Raw genomic sequence first — 651 nt, 5'->3', positions numbered from 1 at the left:
CCCGTCGTCAGCGCCGAGAACAGCACCGCGCGCGCCGTGGGGCTGGACAGCGGCAGCTTGATGCCCGCGCGCCAGTTCATGACGAAATAGATATTGAACGACACCCCCACCCCCAGCAGCAGCGGCAGGGCGATGATGTTGGCGAAGTTGAGCTGCTCGGGCACGACGATGACCAGAATCACCGTCATCAGCGCCGAAAGCAGCAGCGGCGCCAGAACCAGCGCCGTATCCAGCACCCGGCGCAGGGCGACGGACAGGATGATGGCGATCATGACAATGGCCGCCGCCGCCGCCGTGACAAAGGCATGCACCATGGTGGCGGCGCTCTGCACGATGTCGATGGCGGAACCGGCCGCCATGGGCGCGATCGCGCGGATCTCGTTCACATAGGTATGCAGCGCCCGGTTGCCCTGCATCTCGTGGCTGGGATGGACCTCGACCAGGGCGCGCCCGTCCGGCAGCACGTAGTCATGGGCAAGCTGCGCCGGCACGTCGGCCAACGTGACCGGCTTTACGCGCAGCATGTCGCGCAGCATGTCAAGCTGCATGGGCAGGAAGCGCACCAGCGCCTCGTTGGTGGCCAGCACGCGCTGGTCATCCGCCTTTGACAGATGCGCCAGCGCCGACTGGATGCGGCGCAGCGGGTCATCG

General features: G+C 66.8%; 1 pseudogene. It reads right to left on the bottom strand.

The annotated features are described in order from the left end of the window. A pseudogene (locus tag JCM25156_RS26565) lies at nucleotides 1-651 on the bottom strand (MMPL family transporter); the annotation flags it as partial.

The sequence above is a fragment of the Komagataeibacter kakiaceti JCM 25156 genome (genome assembly GCF_000613305.1).
The sequence above is the reverse complement of the archived record's forward strand: the minus strand, read 5'-3'. Positions and strand labels throughout refer to the sequence as shown.